Origin of the sequence: Dolichospermum sp. DET69, from assembly GCA_017355425.1 — a bacterium.
Taxonomy (GTDB): domain Bacteria; phylum Cyanobacteriota; class Cyanobacteriia; order Cyanobacteriales; family Nostocaceae; genus Dolichospermum.
Genome location: CP070233.1, coordinates 536172 through 557058, shown reverse-complemented (window position 1 = coordinate 557058; position 20887 = coordinate 536172). Strand labels below are relative to the sequence as shown.

Sequence of the window (20887 nt, the reverse complement as noted above, 5' to 3'; positions counted from 1 at the left end):
GCAGGAAGAGAAGGTTGGACAATTAGTCCTCAAATTTACGCGGTTATAGAAGAGTGAAAATGCAAGGGTCTTAAACATCTATTGTCAATAATCTTGCACTTGTTTGGTTATAAAACCCTGCAAACATTTATCTATCAACCCTTTTGCTTCCTTTTATGCAAGCCCTAGTTAGTTTATTGCCGCTGTGATGTAATACGCACAGAAGTATACATTAATTTTTACTGTTGCCTTTTTACTATTGCCTTTTACCTTGATTCGATAGTTTCCACTCGGAAACGTTCCACGGAGGCAATCAAGTCGCGGGATACTCCCACTAAATGTTGCAAGGCTCCAGAAACCCGCTGTGCTTCTTGAGAGGTTTCTTGTGCTGTTAGTTCCACAGATTGCATTACTTGTGCGACAGCGCGAGAAGTTTCCGTTTGTTCTACGGTATCACTAGTGATTGATCGTACCAAAATATCAATGTGATCTGCTACTTGGATAATATTATCTAGCGATCGCTTGGCTTCTTCAGCTAATTTAGTTTGATGAATTACCTGTTGTGTACCTTCTTCCATTGCTGTCATCACTGAGCTAGTTTCGCTTTGAATTTGCATCACGATTTGCTCAATTTCTTTCAAGGACTTAGCAGATCGATCTGCCAACTGTCGCACTTCATCAGCCACAATAGCGAATCCTCGACCTGCTTCTCCTGCTCTTGCCGCTTCAATACTGGCATTAAGAGCTAATAAATTGGTACGGGAGGCAATTTGCGAAACTATGGCAACGATAGAGTTAATTTCTTGGGAAGATTCTGCCAATCGTTTCACTTTTCGGGTAGTTTCCGCCACTGTTTCTCGAATTTCTAAAATCCCCGCTACCGTATTTTCTACCGCTTCTCCTCCTTTTTGAGCAATTTTACTAGCCTCACGGGCTACAGTTTCCGCTTCCTTGGCTGCTTCTGCTACCCGTTGGATGGAATCAGTCATTACCTGGACAGAATTCAAGGTGACAGCTAACTCTTCGGCTTGTCGTAAAGCATCCCCAGACAAGGCTCTCGCAAAGGTTTCTGAATTAGTTGAACCTTTGGTTACGTCCCGGGCTGCGACTTTTACCTGTTGGACAATATCTCGGAGATTTTGAATTGTCAGGTTAAAGGCATCAGCTACCGCTCCAAGTACGTCCGCTGTAACTTCCGCTTGAACTGTCAAATCTCCTCTAGCTGCTCCTTCTACGTCATCAAGAAGGCGAATTACCTGACGTTGCAGATTTTCTTTAGCTTCTTCCATCTCAATGGCTTTCCGTTGGGCTTCATTGGTAGTTGTGAAAACTACCCTAGCCATATCATTAAAGCCAGTGGCTAAGTAGCCTAATTCATCTTGTGAATAGACTGTCGCTTCCACATTCAAATTGCCTTGACGAACAGAATCAAACTGACTTTGGAGATCCTTAGTGGTACGACGAATTTGTTTGAGAGTGAGATTACCCATAAACCCAGCAGTGGTTGCACCTGTAGCTCCGGCAACTAAGGCCATTAACAACCCTGTATTTCTCACTGATTCCCGTTGTTGGGCTGGTGAAATTGCAATTGCCAATGCACTAACAAGAGCTACACCTACCACTGATACCAAACCTACAGTTCCAGCTATCCACCATTGTTTCTGGTCTAAGGGGGCATTTTCAAATGGTGCCAATATTCCTTGTTCTAAGGCTACAATTGGTTCTGTCTTAGCAACGTCTAATTGAGTAAAGACAGGAACTGATTCTTGAGTGCCTGTAATTGTGAATAGTTCTTCGTCACGACGGCTAATATCTTGATATGAATCACCTTTTTGATAGCGAAGTGCTGCGGAGGAATCATCGAAGGAGTCATCAACAAATTGATTTAGAGAACTTCCTCGACTATCTAAAGATTCTGATAGCATTCCTCCATCATCAAAACTGCCATCTTCAGTGAGTTCAAATCCTGGTATATCACCGAGATCATCGAATTCATCAAAGTCGTTTAAAAACTCTATATTATTCTTATTACTGTCTCCGCTGGAAATATTACTGGTATTTTTAATGGAAACAAAAGTTTCAGTACCAAAATCTGCTTCATTTTCTGCCCCAAAAGCAGATTCAAACGCATCCAAATCAAAACTATCATCATCAAAATTACTTTTTGCTGATGAAGAGTTAGAATTAAGCTCCCGTTGTGGTGACGAAGAATTATTGGTAAATGATCCTGATACTGGTTGATGCTGATTCAGTTGGCCCCCTGACACAGGTGCTATTTCCCCAGAAATCTCATTCACTAAACTATCTTGTCCACTCCTAGACAAATCATTTTCTCGGCTATCTTGCCAATTATTTCTGATATTATTGTTGACTGCCTGTTCATCAATCTCTAAATATGGATCTTTTAGACTGGTGTTTAAGTCTGCAAAATGCTCATCCATCAAGTCGTCTATATCTTCCCCTACTAGAAATAGCTTAGGTTGATTTTCAGGGTCATCATCAACCGATAATTTTGTTTCTGCAAAAGGTGAATAGCTTTGGGCATCATCACTTATTACTGAACTTCCATTACCTAAATTGTTATTACTATCAGCATAATTATCACCGACAGAAATTTCTTCTTGCCAAAAAGGTGGTAACTCTAATTGATCTGATATCGGATCAGCTGAGAGATATTCAGTAGATAGACCAAAGGGATCATCAGTCATCGCACCATCCCATGAATTGCTGTCAAATTCCGTACCATCTGGATGATCTGCAAACGGATTATGTTCTAGAGGATCTAGGACTGGTTCGTATTCTTCACAGGAGTTGATACTGCCATTCAAATTCCCGATTTCTGCGGAGTGCTTCGCTATCATCCCTACATCCAAAGATTCTTCAGTTGTTACCAAACTATTAGATGGAGGTTCATAATCACCAAAAGGCTGTGTATACTGTTGTATAGTTGCAAGACAATGATGAACAAGATTAATAATTTCTTGATCGTCTGTTAGATGCAATACGCTTTTGTATCCATCCTTTGCTACATCATATTGTTGTAGCATATAATAGATGTGTCCCTTCAATAAGTGTGCATTAGGGTCATCTGGTGAATTTTGCATCAACTGATTAATTACAACCGCAGCTAATTCATAGTCTTGCTGTTCATAAGCTATTCTTGCCTGATCATAAGTTAGCTCTTGATTCTTGCGAAGCACTTCGCTATCATCTATACGTGTTTCCATTTCCTCCCTCCCAAGTTAATTTCGCCTGTATTTCTTTCATTGCTAATGACTAAGTTCACCCTGCCCACCGCGCACTTCGTAAAATTGCTATTTGATCTAGTAATCGTAAATATTTTTTTTCTTTTTCTGTATCAAATAACCACTCTCCACGCAAAAATGGGGACATAGCATCTGGTACGTTATTTTGTGGCCTTAGATACTGTACATCAAGCCAGTCCATCCCACAAATTTCTTCTACTCCTAAGCCCACTATTGTATCTTGATCTTCAATAGCAATTACGGGTATTTCTGAGCAATCCGTGTTTAATGGGGTTGTTTCACCGAGAAATTGACCCAAATCAGCCACCCAAATCAAGCGTCCCCGTAAATTTAGTGTACCTAAAAGCAAGGGAGATGTATTAGGAATTGGTGTAATCCGATTAGGACTAAGTTCAATTACTTCCCGAATTCCAGTGGCTTGTAATGCAAACTCCTGACGTGAGGGCAGATAAAACCGCAAATGCAACTCACCTTCAGGACTCTCTAGTTGTAATTCGGGACGGAATTGATCTTGCCCAGTACCACTTAAAAAATCTGGAATGCTCCCCATATTATTTTCATCCTTGTCCTCGCAGTAGTTGTTTAACTGTTCCTACCAACTCAGTTGGTTGAAAGGGTTTAGCTATATAGGCATCGGCTCCTTGCTTCATCCCCCAATAGCGATCAAATTCTTCACCTTTAGAAGAACACATCACTACAGGAACATTTTGGGTTTTAGGATCAGATTTTAACCGACGGCAGAGTTCATAGCCATTCATGCGGGGCATGACAATATCCAAAACCACCAAATCTGGAGGTGCCTTTTGAATCGCCTCTAAAGCTTCTGCTCCATCGCTTGCATGGGTAACTTTTAAGCCACTAGCTTTCAGAAGGTCTGTAATCATCTCCCTTTGGGCAAGACTGTCTTCAACGATTAGAATTGTGCTCATAAATGTCCATTTACCTCCTAATTTAGATTTTCCGGTCAGAAAAATAATTATGCTCTGATAACAAAGATTAACTGTATAAATTAAGTCTATTGTTTCCCTACTTTACGGTATATGGAAGTTAGTTAGACAACTAATTTTATTCTTGTGATAACATCTTTTACCCCATCTTGCACCCAATTAACAATTCTTATATCCTATTTGTATACCTGTAGAATAATCTCAATTAAGATGTTGCTCTACTAGCATTAGCAATTCTTGATCTGTAAAGGGTTTCGTCAGATAATCAGTTGCTCCTACCATCCTGGCACGAACGCGATCAATAAATCCGTCTTTACCAGTCAGCATAATAATTGGTACAACCCGAAATACTGTGGAATGCCGCAACATAGCACAAATATCGTAACCATCTAATTCCGGCATCGTAATGTCGCAGAGAATTAAATCTGGCTGAAGTTGAAAGACGAGACTAAGGGCTTGCAAGGGATTAGTAATGGAAATCGCTTCATAACCTTGTAATTTTAAGATGGATTCTATTGTCTCACAGATCACTAATGTATCTTCAATACATACTATTCGCCCTTTATATTTTTTTGTTTCCAGATTTTGTTTTTCTTTGCCGAATTTATTCGTATCCGAATACACTAATTGCAACCAACCTTCCTGTACGTAAGGATATATAGTTTTTGCTAATGTTAAAATATCACGGTTGAGATAGCGAGCTAGTTGGCGTAAAGAAGTTTTTCCATCAGCCCATTTATGTAATTTTTTGACTGTATCTTCTGATAGCGAGGCACTTAATTTAGCCTTGTCGGCTAAAATAGGTAATTGTTCTGTAGATTGAATATGTGGGTATAATTGTTTCCATTCTTGCACTTGTTTCGTAATTTTGGCAACTAGCGGAGCAATTTCAAAGGTGGTTAATTGTGGTACTAGCGCTGTCCCTAAATTAAAAATGAAACTGCCTTGGTGTAAGCTCAACAGATCAAATAAAGTCTCTTGTACTAAACCATAAATTATTGTCCGAGCAATTTTCGGAGTAATAATATTCTGCTCTAAAAGCGCCCAAATATAAGCATACTCTGGAGAATTAGTGACTGTTAGGGATGCCAGTTGTTTGGATTCAAGTCGCTGTTCAACTCGGTAATGACGTAAATAATCATCAAGCCGCGATAAACTACTGTCACCTGTTTGGCAATAGACAATTTGACCATTGAGAAAAAATACAAACCATGATTGTGGTCTATTTTCCGCTTTTTGCCGATTTTTGAAAGTTTCTTCTCCACTGAGTTTGTGACTTTGATGTGTTGTATGGGCTTCCACCCATAACTGTCCAGTCCGCTGTCCTAACTCAATTAGTTGTAGGATGCTGCAAATATCAATCTCATTTAAATTTCCCTGCATTTAGCTACAAAGCGCTCCTTAATGTTCCAGTGTTATTACCTGATGAATTTTGACTTGATTGTCTCACAGTTCACAACAGCACTATTTTTATTTCTATAGGTTACACTCAGTCTAAATAAAATTTATGAAATTCGGAAATTTCTTGATCAGCTTTTTTACAGGTTACTTTTTACACCTACCTTGATTTTGACTTCTATATTCTCATGATGTTTCCTAGGGGTCAATATTGTAATATAGCGATATCCACTGGCATGAGGTATAAAAATTAAGTTGAAAGCCAGACAGGCAAAAATTTTTACTCCTAACTCAGAGACTCGGTTAATTGTGCAGTATCATAAAGGTAAAGACAGTGATTGCACGGAAGCCATCCTGAAACTATTGGTTGAGAATATATAATTAGGAGATTTAGTAAAAGTCAGTAACCCAGCCCTAAAGGGACTGGGCTTGCAAGAAATTGCAAGCTGTACTGACCAGTCTAAGTCTTCACTGACTACGTTTTTTGAGTCACGACACCTTGGAATGCGTAGCTAGTTCCCTGCTCTGTCGTTTGTGATTAAACAGTTTCAAAGTCACTGAAACAGTGTTGCAAGCCTAACAAGCTCTTAAAACATTGACGAAGCTAACATTACCCCAGAAATGGGAGGCTCTTCGGAGCAACACATTACGCGTACAGAGTTGGGAAATTTGAATCGGTAATTGTCCCGTTGAAAGTACATCACAAGAGTACCCCGAATTCCCCAACTCCAAGGCGGTAATGAAAAAAGATTCAAAGCCTTTATTACCGCCCGTGTCGTTTCCCTCTCAGGGAGCCAAGCCGCTGAGTTTCCCACTTACCGGGTATTCTTATGATTTTAATTAAGTATCAGCAAATATCAATATATGTCATGTCTAAGAAAATAGCTTTATCTTACTTTTGTTACTAGTACCGGATGGCGTAAGTTAATGAACCATTCCGAATCTCTGAAAAGCTTATGCTGTATTCATTCTAAATTCTAAATTCCGAGAAAGCGGTACTAGACTAATGTTAAACAAAACCAAGTTAACAGAATCATCTAAAGTATATCCTAGAACACGGACACAAAGTACATCAAAAGGATTGACGGTGTGCTGTATTTAGCAGAAGTTCAAAAACAGAAGGGTGGCTTACTTAGTGGCGGTGGCAAAAGCGAACTAAAATTGATTGCTTGTCAACGTAATGATCAAAATTGGAGTCCAGTCCCGGACGAGATGATTGCTGCTGATGACGCAGGTAAATTAAATGATGGCGCATTGGTACTGGTGGAATTGAGTCCGAATCGTCAAGTGCAGCGGATTCAAGATGCAGGTCGTCCATTGGTGAATATTTTGCAGAATTTTTCCCGACAGGTGGAAAAGTTTAAACTCAAGGAAGAGGAAATTGACCAGTGGAAACAGTCGCTGAAGCTACAAATTGAGGAACTGAATCGCCGGGAAATGGAAATGGAATCCCGTTGGGACGAAGTACAAAAACTGGAACATGACTCTAGACGGATAGATACACAACAGCAATTAGTTAATACCTCTCGCACGGAAATTGACCGTTTACGGTTAGAGGTTGAACGTAATCGCCAGGAGCTAGAAAGTGCCTGGGAACATTTGCGGGTTGAGCAGCGCTGTTTAGAAGAGATCAGGTTAAACGTTCAACATTCTCAATCTATAGATGAAGGACGTAATCAGGCATTAAGTGATTTACTTAATCGCTTATCTAGTCAAACTGCTCCCATTGACATGGTTAAGGAAAGTCTTAATTACGCTTTTGAATTTGCCGAGAAGCAACAGGATGCTTTAAACCTACACTGGCGAAAATTGGAGATCCAACGTCACTGGGCTAATCAACAGCAAAAGGAGGGAGATGAACTGGTGCAAACTTTGTTTGGTCGCCAAAATGAATTGCAGCAGGAACAGGATTCTTTAGCTCAACAAATTACCCAGGTGCAATTAAAAATAACAACAGTTAGTAGTAAACAGGAATTGACTGCCATAGTGAAACAGCATCTAGAAACTGAGGAGGAATTTTCCGAAAAGCTGCATATTTTGGCGACTAAAACTGATACTGAAGTTCCTAAACCAGAAATTGATGTGGCAGCTTTGCAGCAAATGCCTCTGAAAGAATTGGAGAAAATGGTACAAAATTGGCAAGAGAAGTTAGATAGGGACTCTGACTTTGTGCAAGAACAAGAGCAGGAACTTAAATACAAGCAAGAACTTATAGAAGAACTTCAACAAAAAATTATCCATTCCGCTGAGAAAGAACGGGAAAATTTAGAATTAGAACTAGCTGATGAACAGGATCTTTACCAGATGCTGAACGAAAGCTTAGTTGGACAAAGACGCAATTTGATTGGACAGCAAAAAACTCTCCAACAGAACCAAGTTGTATTGTGGCAAAGACAAGGGATTTCAGTAGATATCAAGGGTGAATCTAGTGATTTAGAAGCAATGGTTTTACAACTTGAAGCCCAAAAACAGCAAAAATCTGCCCAAATCGAAAAGCTAGAGAGTGATATAGCTCAGATGATCACTACTATTGAAACAGATCAAGGAACAATTGATCATCAAACCCAGGAGGTAGAAGCCAAGCGTCAGGAAGTAAGATCCCTGGAGGAGCAATTACTGAATTTACGAACAGCAACTGCTGAATGTTGGGGTAGAGTCAATCTTTATCAAGAAGCTCTGCAACCTATTCAGGATGCTCTTGATGGGTTACGGTATCAATTACAAAAAATTGCTGAATCTTTAACTCAAATTCAAGCAATTGGTGATTCTCATCGGCAAATTGTTACTGATCTGCGTCAGGTTATTGAGAGTTTTATGAATCTGCCAGAGGCATTAGCATCTTAGAGGATGTTTTAAAAGTCTCTTATGGTGTATCAAATATTTTAAGATCCCCCTAAATCCCCCTTAAAAAGGGGGACTTTGACTCTAGTAGTCTGTCAAGAACTAATTGACGGGTTCATTCGTTGCCATTTTGCTTCTTCCTTCTTCCTTCTTCCTTCTTCCTTCTTCCTTCTTCCTTCTTCCTTCTTCCTTCTTCCTTCTTCCTTCGTGTCCTTCGTGGTTCGTTTCTTATCCGTCAAAATTTATTTGACAGACTACTAGTTCCCCCCTTTTTAAGCTACGGTGTACACACAAGTGATTGAATCGCCCCCTAACCCCCAAAATTGGGGGAACAAGAATTTTTAAAGTCCCCCAGAATTGGGGGATTTAGGGGGCGAAATAGGCCGAAACGAAGACAGGTAGGACTTGTGTATACACCGTAGCCTTTTTAAGGGTTAGGGGGAATCAGTAAGTGCCTAAAATCACCTCCAAAACTTTATAGCTACGCCACGCAAGCTATCAAACAACCTGTTAGAAGGAAAGCTCAAAATCTTTCTTTATTGATTAATTGAAAACAATCCAATCATCTTGTACTGTTGCTGTCAAACCTCCAGGAAAAGGATCTGTTTGGGAACGATTGGGGGCTGTAATTAAGGCTGTTAATTTTTCAATGTGTTCAAAGTTGGGAGAGTCGGGAAGTATTTCTTGGAGGATTTGACGCATGACACGACGTTGCAATGCTAATGGTGCTTTTTGTAAGATTCGCCTATCAATTTGTAAATTATCTTTATCACCCTTGCTTGAGGCTTCTAGCCGCCACTGAAGGGCTGTTTGTTCTAAAAATTCTACCTCTGCTTGAAGAAGTTCTGCTGTTTGCGCTAAGTTGGCTTCTACTTGGGGATTAAAATTTTCTTTTAAATATGGAATTAATTCTTGACGAATGCGGTTGCGTGGATATTGTAAGTTTTGATTGGTGGAATCTTCCCAAATTGGTAAATTAAATTTTTGGCAAAACTGTTCTGTTTGGGAACGGGTAATTTCTAATAATGGACGGACTAGGATAATATTCTCCGTTAGTGGCCGTTGCCAAGTTAATGCCTGTAAACCATCTGCACCAGTACCACGCATTAAATTGTATAGTAAAGTTTCGGCGCGATCGCTTGCGGTGTGTCCGGTAATAATATATTGATAGTTATTAAGTTGAGCAATTTTTGTTAATGCTTGATATCGCCAATTTCTAGCTGTGGCTTCGCTGTTGACGGGTTGGTTAGCGGTTTCTAAATAAAAAGGTGTATTCCAAGTTTTAGCTAAATTTTCGACGTGGTGAGCATTAGCTTGGGAATCTTCACGCCAACAATGATCACAATGGGCTACGGCTATATCCCATCCCCATTTAGGTTGTAAATCTAATAATAATCTAATTAAGCATAAAGAATCCTGTCCACCAGAAACCGCGACTAATAGCTTTTGGTTATGCTCAAATAGATGACGAGCGCGAATCGTCCGATGTATTTGGGCGTGGAGGGGAGTCCATAAGCTCATTTTTCGTTAACGGGGATATTTATAAATTTATTGTTGAACACTTTAACAAAAAACAGGAGGCTCATTACCTCTTTCTGTAATTTTATCACAAAATCATCTATAAATAAGATGATTTTTGCGGTTATTTTCTAGTAAATATCCCAATATTAGGCTGTTTTTATGGATATAACTAATTTTTGAGCAAGTTTACTCTTGTTTACACCTAAAATCTTGTATCTATCTGTTGATATATGTCTAGTTTTGTCTATAAATTGGTCAGATAGGGAATAACTCTCTCCTGGGGTTGACACCTGTAAGTAGTTGTGTCACATTTGTAATTGTAAGTTGTGTCACTAAAATCAAATTTTGTGATGTAACTGGGGGGAAGAAATGCTTTTATAACCAAAGCTAATCAGATTCAGGAAAGGCCTTGCTGGTATCGCAGCTAAGGTCAATTTGACAACGTCTCTAACTCAGAATAATTTCGTTTTTCAGGTTGAAAATTAAGGTTTATCTACATCATGAATAAAAATTTGTGCTTTTTTGTAGTTGCTATCTTAGCTACTTTATTCACTACCTCTGCTCAAGCTGAGGAAGTTTCGAGAAAAGCCGCTGATTTAATGGCAAATTCTTCTTTATTACCTACTATCAGTAAACCAAAAAGTTTTTTCCTGAAGGGAGATCGCCAAATACTGTGTAGTATAAAATACTTTTTTATTCCCGATACTCTAATCAGCAGACATAGTATAGATAATAATTACTTATGATTAGCTGGTTAATAATTTCTTGACGCTAACCGGATGGAATATAAATGCTTTCAACGACTTGATATTTCTTCTGTAGGGCTTGAGATAAAAAGGCTAACATCTGTTTGAGTGTAAAAAGTGTGCGATAAATTAATCTACTACCTTTCCTTTTACGACTGATTTTGAGCCATAGTAGATTCACCCAGATGTTAATTAGAAGAAAGGATATTCCAATGAATAGTAATCTCAAGACTGGATTTTTGTTATTCGTCTTAATTCGACAAATATTTTTCAGACGATAACTGGTTTCAATGCCAAATCTTTTTCGATAATCTTGATAGATATAATTTAAATTTGTTTTGACCTTATAAGCAACATAAACAAAGTATTGAACCCCATGCTTTTTATGCTTTCCCTTTCTATATTTACAGACGATCCATAAATCAAATGTGACAAAATCATCTTTGTCTCTTGTAATAGTATAGGTAGTTTTATAACTTTTTTTACCCTTGAGGAATTGTTTGATTCCTCCTTTTTTTCCAGTCTTGATAGCAGGCATAAGAAAGGGAATATCTAATGCCTGTAACCATCTAATTACAGGAGTATTAAAAAATCCCCTATCCAAATAGAGTTTTTTTACATTTATTTTTAGGGATTCAAGTTCTGCTAATAAATAAGTAATTAAAGCCACACTAGTATCTAATTGGCGAACACCTCTTATTGCTAGAGTTACACGCTTATTATTACTAATAACATATAAAGTGGCATAGGCATAAAATGAATTAGTACCAGATTTAGCTTCACTTCGATATATGTAGGGTAATTCTGACGATGTTGGTTGACCATAATAACAAATTAAATTTAAATCAATCGCTATTTTCAAACACCCTTTTTTTAATCCTAAAGGAATTCGACTTTTTAATGCTTGATTTATTTGCGCTTCTAATTCCTCAAAATTGTTAATTTTATTGAGATGATATCTAATATCATTAGCTGTCGGAATATTTTTTAACAATTTAGCTGTGTTTTCAATACTGTCTCCAGTGCTGGCTGCTTTAACCAGAATCTCGAATAAAGTTTGTTGGTCACAGGCTCCTTGCGTTTCAATCGAAAAATTTTCTACTAAACACTGAATAACCTCATCAAGAGTTTCTGAGTCGGTTAAAACGAGTTCTTCTGTAGACTCGCCCCGCGTGGCTTTTGTTAGAGATGAAACAGTCAATTTTTTCAGCCAATATGCTACACACTACTTTCATCATTTCATATTTTGATCCAGTGCAAATTATGATAACTATTTCTTATATATTTGGTATTCTATAGTACATGAGTATCTGTCGTATTTTGTTAGTGATGCCTGCTGCGTCTGTAGCAATAGCGTCAGCACTCCGTAAAAATCACTCTTTGGGAAAAACTTTTTGGTTTACTGACTATCAAGAAATCTAATTCGTCTAATTTAGTAGCTCAGAATAATGAGCCTTCTATTGATTTAACTGATTCTAAATTGCCTGCAAGTAATTACTGGTATGTGAGTGGAGGTGTTGGTATTGCTTCCCCTGGTAACGATTTAAAAGTCAGGGATGCATTTGATCAAGTTAACTTTGGTTTGGATTCTACCGCTCAATGGAGCATAGCTGGGGGTTATCAGTTGAAAAACTATCGCACTGAATTGGAACTTAATTACAGTTCCTTTGGTATTAATAAAGGTACTGTCAATACTCAATCCTTTCCATTAGATGGCAATGTCAGTACAACTTCTGTACTTGTTAATGGCTACTATGATATCCCGACTGGTTCTAAATTTCGTCCTTACATTGGTGCTGGTATAGGTGTTGGTATCATTAGCGGCAAGATTAAAGATCAGGGAACAGAAGCTGACCTTGGTACTGGTTCATCTTTTGCCTATCAAGGAAAAGTAGGTCTTCAATATGAAATTGCCAACAAAGGTAATGCTTTTGCTGAATTTAAATATTTGGGATTAAGCTCTTACAAAAATGATAGTGGTAATGATGTAAGTCCACCCAATTCTTATGGTTTGAGCGTTGGTTATCGCCAAGGTTTTTAATCGTTAATAGCATTTACAGCACTTCCTTTGTGTTATGAGGTACAAGAACCCCACCCCCAACCCCCTCCAATATCAAAAGTTTATCCTTTTCTTCCCCCCGTTGCGGGGGGATTGAGGGGGGTGCGATGAGGGGGCTAAGATGTACCTCATAAGAGCGGAAACCGCTGTAATAGGATATAGCGGTTATCGCTCTTGATGGAATATTATTGAGGGCGCAGGCCCTGCGCCCCTACAGGCTTTGCGATTTACTGACTGTATCTCACAAAGATTGCATACCGCTATAGTTATCGCCAAGGTTTTTAATCGTTAATAGCATACCGCTATAGTTATCGCTCTTGATGGAATATTATTGAGGGCGCAGGCCCTGCGCCCCTACAGGCTTTGCGATTTACTATAGTGTAAAATCCTGTTATGGGCTGATTTTTATGAATACCTACGGTACTTTGACAAGAAAAATTGATGTCGTGAACTACCTTGTCTATTGCTGTACATCACCGAGATTAAAATCGTTATACATACTTTTTAAAACATATCCGCAGGGTCAGCAGATTGGAGTTTGCTAGTAGCAATTGCTCCAGAAATAGCACACATAATTATGGTTAAAAGTAGGACTTGTACACCACGAATTATCGTCATATACATGGGTAAATTTGTTGCTGTTCGGGTTAGCTGGTAAAGTCCTAAAGATACGGCTACTCCTGGAAAAAATCCTAAAATTGCTAAGATTAAAGCTTCTTCAAAAACTATAGTTAGTAAATAGTAATGACGATATCCTATGGCTTTCAAAGTGGCATATTCTCGCAAATGGGCATTAACATCTGTGGAGAGAACTTGATAAACAATAATTACTCCTACTACGAATCCCATTGATACCCCTAGGTTAAAAATAAATCCAATGGGGGAATAATTACTCCAAAAATTATTTTCAAACTGAATAAATTCATCATGAGTGAGAACTCTAACATCATCTTTTAAATAAGCTTTTAATTTGGCAATAACTTGCTCTGTTTTATAACCTAGTTTGATTTTAACTAAACCGATACTCACGCTACTTGTAGGCTGTCTAGCAAATATTTGGGAGAAATTATCGGCACTGGTAATTAAACTACCATCAGCAGCAAAGGAAGCACCAAGTTTAAATAAACCACCTATAGTGATTGTGCTGCCATTAATTTCGGTTGTGACAGTTTTACCTTGTTGAATTTTCTTAATTGCTTGTTGATATTCTCCTCTAGTAGCAAGATCAAATAAAACTGTATTTGGTAATTTAATCTTTTGTAATTGTTGATTAATTTCTGGCAAATCAAAAGCTGGTTGATCTGGATTGATACCAATAATTAAAACTCCTGTTTCTGAATGTGTTTGGGGATTCTTCCAAATAATATGGTTACAATACATAGCTTCGGCAGATTTTACCCCTGGTACATCCATTGCTTGATAAAGTCGTCTCCGGGAAAAAATAGACATACTTTGTAAACTACGGGCTTGGGGACTAATAAGAATTATATCAGCCTGTAAACTCCGATGCAATCTAGTATTACTATCATATAAAGCGGTTTGAAAGCCTGACTGCATAAACATAAGAACATCGGCAAAAGCAATACCTGCGATTGCTACTAATAAACGGCTTTTTTCATGAGTAAGTTGTAACCAACCCACAGGAGTTCGTCGTCGCAATTGTTGAAAAAAAGGAATCATAGGAGTCAGGCTTACGCTACGCTGTGTTATTAGGAGTTAATGAACCACGAAGACACGAAGGACACGAAGAAAGAAGAAAGAAGAACAAAGAAGAAAGAAGAAAGAAGAAAGAAGAAAGAAGAAGAAAGAAGAAGAGTTTTTAACTAATGACCAATGACCAATGACCAATGACTAATGACCAATGACCAATGACCAATGACTAATGACTAATGACCAATGACCAATGACTAATGACCAATGACCAATGACTAATGACCAATGACCAATGACTAATGACCAATGACCAATGACCAATGACCAATGACCAATGACCAATGACCAATGACCAATGACCAATGACCAATGACTAATGACCAATGACCAATGACCAATGACTAATAACTAAAGACTAATGACCAATGACTAATGACTAATGACTAATAACTAAAGACTAATAATTGCCTTAACTTGCATATTGGTAAATTTGGCTGCTTGCTGAGTAGAAACTTTATTTAGTCGGATATGGACTTTTACTATTCTGTTATCAATATTGCTAGAAGGATCTGTATTAGTGAGATTTTGCTTTCTTACTTGTAAACCGATTCGTTCGACTTTTCCCTGCAATTCTTGAGTAAAAGTATCACTAACTATCCGCACCTGTTTTCCTTGAATAATTTTAGTAATATCACTTTCGTAAACTTCAGCAACTACATACATCTGACTGGTTTTACCAATGTCAGCAATACCATTATTAGAAATTAATTCTCCTGGATGAGTGTAGATTTCAAATACTTGTCCATTTTGAGGCGATTTTACATAAGCTTGTTGAAGATTAATAGTAGCTTTTTTAACTACTGTGTCTGCTCGATTTAATTCAGCAATTGCAGCATCTACATCTACTTTCCTGACTTCAGAAATTTGATTTAATGTAGCTGAAGCTTCTTTTATTTTTTGTTGACTACTTAATTCCAGCTTTTTCAACTGTGACTGTGCTGCTTGAAGACTTTTTTTAGCTGTTTCTACGTTCAAGTTTTTACTATCTTTTTGGGAAGCAGAAATTGCTCCTTCTCTATATAATTCCTGATAACGTTTATTTTCAGATTCAGCATTGAGTAATTCAGCTTGCAATTTTTCTAAAGTTGCTTTTTGACTATCAGTATCACCTTGGCTTTCTGCGGCTAATCTGTCAATGATAGCTCTTTGTGCCGTAATTTCTCCAGGTTTAGCACCTGCTTGAACTTGGGCAATTTTAGATTGAATTATTTTTACTTCTGCTTTGGCTTCAGTTAATTCTGCTTGCAAGCGATCGCTATTATCTAAAATAGCAATTACCTGTCCGGCTTTGATCATATCCCCCTCCTGAACTAATATCTTTGCGACTCGACTCCCTTCTCCAGATATAGCCGCTGATAATTTAATCACTTCCCCTTCTGGTTCAATTCTACCTAGGGCTGTGACTGTTTTTATCTCTGGCATTGTTAACGCAGGATTTGCTAGTTTCTGATTATCTATATCCCGAAACTTGAGGACAATAAAAACACTAATACTAGCTACAGATAAAGATGCCAGCATAGCAATAGCTATCGCTAATCGGAGAATAGACTGAGAAGATAATGAACCTTGTAGCTTGTGGTTTTGCACAACTGCATACCTTTTCAGTGCTGTTTCAAAATTAGTTAAAGAAAAATATCAGGTAGAAAACAAAAGCCTGGAAAGCCTAAAAATGTAGTTTCTATACTAAAGGAAATAATTTAGTCAATTTATTGCGTTACAGATGACAAATCAATTCTAAATTTTTGACAGAAACGAACATTTAGAGATGATATGCTGAAATAGAAAGTCAGATGGTTAGCAGATAACAGTTTTCATAAAAATAGTATATTTTAGACATAATGATTTAATTTAAATTCTGGCGTTGCTGATTGGAGGGATGAAATTGATTTTCAATGATCTCAAAATCCTGATAGAGACGTTCCATGGAACGTCTCTACATCTAAATTTATACTTGGTTTCAGAAACGCCTAAATTTTCTGTTAATTTTTCCCTGTGACTCTGCGCTGAGAGGATGTTTGAAAAGTAATCCGTCGTGATTTTTTACCCCCCTTAATCCCCCCTGATAAAGCTATTCATTACCCGGATCTTTCTCAACACTTTTGTGAGCAATTGCTCCAATCCTTACTATGCTTGGATTTCTCGATTTTTTATTGTCAATAACCCTGTCAATAAGGATTGTTACAGTTTGTGAATTGAGGCTTGAAAGCCTTGTCCCACAAGGCTTTCAAATATTAAGAAAGATGTGGGTAATGGATAGCTGATAAAGGGGGGAAATCGGAAAATGAAGTTCCCTCACCTTTCCCAGGCTACGGTGTACACACAAGTCTTCTAGAGTTGCCCCACAACGTTTAGATCCCCCCAACCCCCCTTAAAAAGGGGGGCTAAATTCTTCAAAGTCCCCCTTTTTAAGGGGGATTTAGGGGGATCGGATAACGTTTAGCATCCTGTCTAGAGATGTGTGTACACCGTAGCCTTTCCCAGGGGAGGGTTAGGGTGGGGTAAAAAATATTTGCTACATCAATCATGACTTTATGGCTACGCCACGCTATGCCTTCGGCACACTTCGTGAACGCTATCAAACAACCTCTTAGAGTCTGAGACAAAAAAATGTAGCTCCTTATACTGTAAATTTGATTCATTAAGATTAATTAAAATAAACCACGTTTACCATTAGTCCGCACCGTTAGCCAATTAGTTTTAGCTACAGCTAACTGCTCATCAGTCACCTTAGCACCAGTAAGATTAGCTCCGGACAAATTAGCTCCCCGCAGATTAGCTTGACTCAGATAAGCTTGACTCAGGTTTGCACCTCTAAGGTCTGCACCTTCTAAATCAGCATTACTAAAATAAGCCTTGCTTAAATCCGCTTCTTTGAAATTTGCTTCTTTTAAACTTGTTCTACCAAAGTCAGTATTCTGAAGATTAGTTGCTTGAAAATTGGGTTTATCAAATTGAGCAGCATGGAAATTAATTCCTGATAAGTTAGCACCAGGTACACTCAAGCGCATAAAGTGATAGGCTGCAAAATCCCGTCTGCCTTTTTGATAAGCTGCTAGTAGACCTTGGGAATCTAATTTTCGTGGAGATAATGGATTATCAATATTAGTGACAACATCTCTAGTAGGTGATTTCGGAGATGATTTAGCGGCTGATTTAGGAACAAATTCTCTACCCTGAATTTGTCCATGTTTTTGTTCCGTTCCGTCCGGTGTCTTATCCTTTCTGGCTCGAATAGATGCAGCTAATTTTGCGACACTATCATTGTTACCACGAGTATAACCAATAGAATCAACACCAAAATTTGGATTGTTTTGTGCTGGTGCAAATCCAGTGGGTTGGGATAGTAAACCTTGAGATAAACTATCTAAGTATGGCTCTATGTCCAAAGCTGTGAGTACGTCTTGTGCTACCTTATAGCGATTGCGTACAGACACATCCAACATTTTTTTCAATACTTTGGTCAAATGATCACTAACCTCTACCAAATGCTCCCACAGAATGTCACCTGTGCTGGAATTGTATTCTAAGTCTTTAGGAATTTTCGCAGTCAGCAAATAAATACAAGTCACTCCCACTGCATAGATATCACTGGCATAAACTGGGCGCATAGCCATTTGCTCTGGGGGCGCAAAACCAGGAGTACCGATTGCATAAGCTGTTAAAGCTGATTTTTCTGATTCACTAGTTGTGATTTGACTCACTTGGTTTTTGACAGCACCAAAATCAATTAGTACCAGTCTGGCATCTTGAGAACGACGGATTAAGTTAGCTGGCTTAATATCGCGGTGAATTACCTGTTGCTCGTGGATATATTGCAACAATGGCATGATTTCACTTAAAAATTGCCTGATTCCGGTTTCACTATAAACTCCATTTTGTTTCACCTCTTGTTGGAGAGTCAAACCGCTCACATATTCTTGAACTAAGTAGAATTGATTACTATCTTCAAAATAGTCCAGTAGCCTGGGTATTTGCGGATGATTACCGATTTTACCTAGAGTTTCTGCTTCTCTGGCAAATAGCTCCCGGGCCATTTTTAATATATACGGAGTTGTACTTGATGGACGTAATTGTTTAATTACACAAGGTGGTTTGCCTGGCAGCTTTTCCTCTACTGCTAAAAATGTTGCCCCAAAACCACCTTGACCTATTGGTTTTACCACGCGAAAGCGATCGCGTAACAGCAATTGCGAGCCACAAGCCTGACATATCTGACTAGAGGCTGAATTTTGAGGATTGGAACAGGTGGGATTTACGCAATAGCTCATGCACTGTTAACTCGTTACCCGATGAATAATGGGTCTAACTATACTCTTACAGCGGTTCTTGATTGAGTGAGGTACATGAACCCCACCCCTAACCCCCCTGACAGGTATAGGTTTTTTACAATTGGGTTTTATGCGGGACTTGGAAGACCAGGAAGGAAAGTAGACAAGGGAGTGTGAAGAGAAAGAACCGGAAAATTCTGCCCGATATGTTCCCTATCTTCATGGGTTTTAATTCTTCTTTGTCCTTCTTCCTTGTCCACTTTCCCTCCTTGTCTGCCAAGTCTGGCCCCTATTATAAATCTCAATGTAAAAAACCTACACCTGTCAGCCCTAACCCCCTCCCCGCAAGTGAGGCTACGGTGTACACACAAGTGATTGAATTTAGCCAAGCCCTGACCGAATCGCCCCCTAACCCCCAAAATTGGGGGAACAAGAATTTCAAAGTCCCCCAGAATTGGTGGATTTAGGGGGCTAAATAGCCGGAAACAAAGACAGGTAGGACTTGTGTGTACACGGTAGGCAAGTGAGGAGGGGGCTATGATGTACCTCATAACAGCAGGAAGTGCTGTATTACATGATTAAGAGCAAATTCAAATTTATCCTAAGTTATTGATGCGGGAATTTTTTAAACTATTTCCCAAAGCTATTTGATACTACTTCAAATTGTAGCCATTAAATCATTATTAACTATAAAAATCTGGTTTAATTTCTCAAATTATTCGTAGAGGCAGGAAAGAGGAAAAAGCAAAGAAATTTATCTTTACTTTTGCCCTTTACCTCTTGCTTATTTACAGACTAGATAGCACCTCTTTGGCCGCGACTAATGTCTGTTCAATGTCTTCAGGGGTGTGTGCTAAAGAAGTGAATCCAGCTTCAAATTGAGATGGTGCTAAGTAAATACCATGCTCTAACATTCCGCGATGAAAACGACCAAATTTAACTGTATCTGCTTTTTTCGCATCTTCATAGTTATGAACAGGGCCAGCAGTAAAGAACAGCCCAAACATGGCACTGATATTACCACCGCAAGCAGCATGACCCGTATCTGAGCAGATTTTTAGCAACCCATCAGCTAACTGTTTAGTAATCTTTTCTAAATACTCATAAGTACCGGGTTTGCTAAGTAGTTCTAGGGTTTTAATCCCGGCTGTCATAGCCAAAGGATTACCGGATAGAGTCCCTGCTTGATAAACTGGGCCTGCTGGGGCAACCATTGACATGATGTCGCGGCGACCACCATAAGCGCCCACAGGTAAACCACCACCAATGACTTTACCCATAGTGGTTAAGTCGGGGGTAACACCAAATTTTGCTTGTGCGCCACCGTAAGCAATGCGGAAGCCTGTCATCACTTCATCAAATACCAATAATGCTCCATACTCTTGCGTAAGTTCCCGTAGTCCTTCCAAGAAACCGGCATCAGGAGTAATAAAACCGGCGTTACCAACTACTGGTTCGAGAATGACACCAGCGATTTCCTTGGGGTTTTCTTCAAATAAGGCTTTTACGGCTTCCAAATCATTGAAAGGCGCGGTTAACGTGCTGGCTGTTGTTGCTTTTGGTACTCCTGGTGAGTCGGGTAAGCCCAGGGTAGCGACACCAGAACCAGCTTTTACCAAGAACATATCCGCGTGTCCGTGATAGCAACCTTCAAACTTGATAATTTTTTCTCTGTTAGTGAAGGCTCGCATCAGTCGTAATACGGACATACAAGCTTCTGTTCCAGAATTGACAAATCTTACCATTTCGACGCTAGGAACAGCATCAATAACCATTTCGGCTAATACGTTTTCGAGGACACAGGGAGCGCCAAAGCTTGTTCCTTTATCTAAGGCTGTGTGTAGTGCAGATATTACTTCTGGATGTGCATGACCACAAATAGCTGGTCCCCATGTACCAACATAGTCAATGTATTTGTTGCCGTCTACATCCCAAACATAAGCGCCATTAACACGATCAAATACTATGGGTTGTCCACCAACGGATTTAAATGCGCGGACGGGAGAACTGACTCCTCCGGGCATAAGATTTTGAGCAGCAGCAAAGATTTCTTGGGATTTTGTGGTTTTAATTGAGGTGTTTACCAAGGGTATCTCCTAATGATTGGTGATTAAAATTGAGCTTCTATCTTAGAATAGGGTGAAAAGTT

Annotated in this window: 14 protein-coding genes; 3 read left to right on the top strand and 11 right to left on the bottom strand. The window is 38.9% G+C overall.

Features of this window, described 5'->3' with window-relative positions; genetic code table 11:
• Positions 1-245: 245 nt before the first annotated feature.
• The 4 genes from EZY12_02780 to EZY12_02765 form a co-directional block, all read right to left on the bottom strand.
• Entirely contained in the window at positions 246-3206 is a 2961-nt protein-coding gene (locus tag EZY12_02780; protein ID QSX68643.1) for a HAMP domain-containing protein, read from the bottom strand.
• 55 nt (positions 3207-3261) lie between these two features.
• The gene (locus tag EZY12_02775) at positions 3262-3795 is read right to left on the bottom strand and encodes a purine-binding chemotaxis protein CheW (GenBank protein ID QSX68642.1); all 534 of its coding nucleotides are present in this window, start codon (positions 3793-3795) and stop codon (positions 3262-3264) included.
• 7 nt (positions 3796-3802) lie between these two features.
• Positions 3803-4174, bottom strand: a complete 372-nt coding sequence (locus tag EZY12_02770) for a response regulator (GenBank protein ID QSX68641.1) — start codon at positions 4172-4174, stop codon at positions 3803-3805.
• Between the two features lie 219 nt (positions 4175-4393).
• Positions 4394-5575, bottom strand: a complete 1182-nt coding sequence (locus EZY12_02765; protein ID QSX68640.1) for a DUF4388 domain-containing protein — start codon at positions 5573-5575, stop codon at positions 4394-4396.
• A 1104-nt stretch (positions 5576-6679) separates the two neighbouring features.
• Between EZY12_02765 and EZY12_02760 the strand changes: the two genes are divergently transcribed.
• Positions 6680-8434 carry a hypothetical protein gene (locus EZY12_02760; protein QSX68639.1) on the top strand — a complete coding sequence of 585 codons (1755 nt, stop codon included), beginning with the start codon at positions 6680-6682 and terminating at the stop codon, positions 8432-8434.
• A 540-nt stretch (positions 8435-8974) separates the two neighbouring features.
• Here the strand turns inward: EZY12_02760 and tilS are convergent.
• The gene (tilS, locus tag EZY12_02755; GenBank protein QSX68638.1) at positions 8975-9952 is read right to left on the bottom strand and encodes a tRNA lysidine(34) synthetase TilS; all 978 of its coding nucleotides are present in this window, start codon (positions 9950-9952) and stop codon (positions 8975-8977) included.
• Positions 9953-10452: 500 nt separating this feature from the next.
• On the opposite strand from tilS, the gene EZY12_02750 reads away from it, so the two are divergent.
• Positions 10453-10698: a hypothetical protein gene (locus EZY12_02750; protein ID QSX68637.1), complete on the top strand. Its 246-nt coding sequence runs from the start codon at positions 10453-10455 to the stop codon at positions 10696-10698.
• A 25-nt stretch (positions 10699-10723) separates the two neighbouring features.
• Here the strand turns inward: EZY12_02750 and EZY12_02745 are convergent, their stop codons facing one another.
• Entirely contained in the window at positions 10724-11899 is a 1176-nt protein-coding gene (locus EZY12_02745; GenBank protein QSX68636.1) for an ISH3 family transposase, read from the bottom strand.
• 303 nt (positions 11900-12202) lie between these two features.
• On the opposite strand from EZY12_02745, the gene EZY12_02740 reads away from it, so the two are divergent.
• Positions 12203-12739 (top strand): outer membrane beta-barrel protein, encoded by a 537-nt coding sequence (locus EZY12_02740; protein ID QSX68635.1) that lies wholly within the window; start codon positions 12203-12205, stop codon positions 12737-12739.
• Between the two features lie 522 nt (positions 12740-13261).
• On the opposite strand, the gene EZY12_02735 is transcribed toward EZY12_02740, so the two are convergent.
• The 5 genes from EZY12_02735 to hemL all read right to left on the bottom strand — a co-directional run bounded on the left by EZY12_02735 (position 13262) and on the right by hemL (position 20825).
• On the bottom strand, positions 13262-14437 hold the full coding sequence (locus tag EZY12_02735) for an FtsX-like permease family protein (GenBank protein ID QSX68634.1): 1176 nt from the start codon (positions 14435-14437) through the stop codon (positions 13262-13264).
• Between the two features lie 171 nt (positions 14438-14608).
• Positions 14609-14794, bottom strand: a complete 186-nt coding sequence (locus tag EZY12_02730; protein QSX70865.1) for a hypothetical protein — start codon at positions 14792-14794, stop codon at positions 14609-14611.
• Between the two features lie 66 nt (positions 14795-14860).
• Positions 14861-16057, bottom strand: coding sequence for an ABC exporter membrane fusion protein (locus tag EZY12_02725; GenBank protein QSX68633.1), 1197 nt, complete (start codon positions 16055-16057; stop codon positions 14861-14863).
• Positions 16058-17118: 1061 nt separating this feature from the next.
• Entirely contained in the window at positions 17119-18738 is a 1620-nt protein-coding gene (locus EZY12_02720; GenBank protein QSX68632.1) for a pentapeptide repeat-containing protein, read from the bottom strand.
• Between the two features lie 788 nt (positions 18739-19526).
• A complete protein-coding gene (hemL, locus tag EZY12_02715) occupies positions 19527-20825 on the bottom strand; it encodes a glutamate-1-semialdehyde 2,1-aminomutase (protein ID QSX68631.1) in 1299 nt (432 codons plus the stop codon).
• Positions 20826-20887: the final 62 nt, after the last annotated feature.